At 23.6% G+C, this 2,526-nt stretch carries 3 protein-coding genes; 1 reads left to right on the top strand and 2 read right to left on the bottom strand.

Translation table 11 applies throughout. From position 1 onward, the window contains the following. Positions 1-177: 177 nt before the first annotated feature. Positions 178-1,401, bottom strand: a complete 1,224-nt coding sequence (locus tag GBZ86_RS18695) for a leucine-rich repeat protein (protein WP_327445281.1) — start codon at positions 1,399-1,401, stop codon at positions 178-180. Positions 1,402-1,404: 3 nt separating this feature from the next. Continuing rightward, on the bottom strand, positions 1,405-1,872 hold the full coding sequence (locus GBZ86_RS14880) for a hypothetical protein (protein WP_152891947.1): 468 nt from the start codon (positions 1,870-1,872) through the stop codon (positions 1,405-1,407). A gap of 449 nt (positions 1,873-2,321) precedes the next feature. Here GBZ86_RS14880 and GBZ86_RS14875 point away from each other — a divergent pair. After that, positions 2,322-2,526: hypothetical protein (locus tag GBZ86_RS14875; protein ID WP_152891945.1), on the top strand; the 205-nt coding region annotated here is incomplete at its 3' end.

Below are 2,526 nucleotides of genomic sequence, written 5' to 3'. Positions count from 1 at the left end.
TAATAATATTATTAGTCTGTTTAAGATTTAAACATTTATACTTATTGTATTACTGCTTTATTACAAAAAATTTTATGAAAAATAAAATAGAGATAAAAAAATTAACCTCTGCTTTAATATTATTTTTATTCTTTTTAATTCAATATAAACTAAGTATATATAATATTTTTAAACTCTCTATATATTTAAAATTTTATTACTAATATAATTAATTTCAAATTCATTAATTATATTGTCACCATTTAAATCATATTCTAATTTTTCTTGTCCAAAGTATTTTGACACTAATGCAAGATCTTCAATATCAACGCTACCATCTTTATTTATGTCAGCTGATACTTCTAATTGATCTATAGCATCTTGAAGTATATTAGCTGCACTATTAACTTGATCTTGTGTTGCACTACTATCATTTAATACACTCTTAGCTTTTTCTAATGCAATTAATAATGTATTCCAGCTTTCACTTGTCCATTTATCTTCTACAAATTTATCACTAGTTTCTATAGTTTCAATTAATTTCTTAAGTTGCAATTTATCAACTATTATTATTTCAATTTCTGATTCTACATAGGCATCTGTAATTACTTTTATTTTATAATATCCACTTTCATAAAAACCATATCCACGTTCAGTTTTATCTGGAGTAGCATAAGGTTTACCATCTTTAGTAATAACTATATTATCTTTTTTATGTTGTGCAGGTATAATTAGATATACATTCTCATTTGAAATACCTCCATTATAAATATCACCATTTTCTAAATTTAATCCTATTTCTGCTTTATTACAGCCATTTAATAATTCATCTTCTATATCTAGTGATGTTCCATAAGGTATATCTAAAGTAATATTTTTTTGATTATTATAAGCGATAAAATTTGTAAGACTATAAAAATGGTTAATATCATTTATCCCAATTGTAATTTTTAAATCAGATGAACAGTAAGCAAATGTATCACTACTTAAATTATTAATAGAATTAGGAATAACAACATTTTTTAATTCAGTACAACCATAAAAAGCATAGGAATTAATACTACTGATAGAATTTGTAAATGTAATGTTTTCCAATAAACTTCCGGAAAAAGCTTCAGCTTCTATTGCAACTAAAGAATCAGGAAATACTATATCTTGCAATCCACAACGTGAAAAAGCTAGGCTACCTATACTACGTATAGAATTTCCTAATGAAATATTTTTTAAATAATAACATCTTGTAAAAGCACGAGATTCTATAGTTTTAACTGAATCTGGAATTTTAATGTACTCTAAACCTGAGTGGTCAAAAGCTCCTTCATCAATAGTTTGCAAAGTATTAGGTAGTTCTATACTTTTTAATCCAGTACAAAAATAAAATGCTCCAATACCTATTGTTTCAATACCTTCAGGTAACTTTATAGATTAAAGCCAATAATTAGGATTACTGATATCCCCAGTAAAAATATTTCCCCAAACTTTATCTGTTTTAGTTAATGACAAATCAATATTTGGTATTTTAATTTCTTTTAAATAATCATAATCCTCCCAAGACATTTGTTTAGTTCCTTCTGTTATTATTTTAATATTTTTTACGGAACCTATATTAGCCCCTATCATTATGTCTTTTAGCGAATTGTTGTCCTTTAGCTTAACCGTCACTGTATCACCATTAATTTCAATATTATCATCTAATATATTATAGTTTTTTTTAGTTATTGTATGTTTCATAACTGGTAATGAAGTGCTTTTATCATGTGTCAACAATATTGGATAAGTTATTTCATCAACTTTAGGTATGCCTTCTTGTGCAAAAACTATTGTTGAATGTGAAAATGTTGAAGCTATTATTACTCCTGATAATAATAATATTTGTATTTTATTTTTTACCATTGATGTATCCCCCATACTTTATATATAATAATAATTAAACCTTATTATATGGTAAATTTAACCAATTATCAATATTTCTTTTCTATTTTTAGGGTTAAATAATTTATGATGTTGGAATTTTAATATACTTTCATATTAACATTTACATATTCTTTATTTAAATTAAAATAAATCAATCATTACTTGTTCTTAATCTATAATATATTTAAATCTTAAAAATATTTGTAATAACTTGGTAACAAATTAGACAATAATTGTATAGTTTATATTATTAAAAGACAAAGAAGAATATAAAAAATGGGTAAAGCCAAAACTATTCATATTAGTTTTAAAAGCACAAAAAAAGATCAGGAACTTTATAATTTACTAATAAATTTAGAAGACAGATCTCAAGTAATAAAAGAAATATTACGGGAAGATTTAATTAAGAATACAAAGGAGTGAATACTATGAACTTTGAGTTATCAATTCATAGAGATAATCAATTAATTTGTAAGTTCCAAAATCAGTTAAAGAAAAAAGATTTTCTTAAATTAAATAGCATATCTATATTGGGATTAGCAACTGTAATGACAATAAATAGTGGTAATCCTTTTATTAATAAAATGTTAATATCAAAAGAAGATATATATGGATTATTGCAATGTTTAATAA

Origin of the sequence: Clostridium tarantellae (genome assembly GCF_009295725.1) — a bacterium.
GTDB classification, from domain to species: Bacteria; Bacillota; Clostridia; order Clostridiales; family Clostridiaceae; genus Sarcina; species Sarcina tarantellae.
The sequence above is the reverse complement of the archived record's forward strand: the minus strand, read 5'-3'. Positions and strand labels throughout refer to the sequence as shown.

Bases quoted from the DNA above. Each gene is read 5' to 3' on its own strand.
- GBZ86_RS14880 (WP_152891947.1), bottom strand. From the start codon at position 1,872: ATGGTAAAAAATAAAATACAAATATTATTATTATCAGGAGTAATAATA.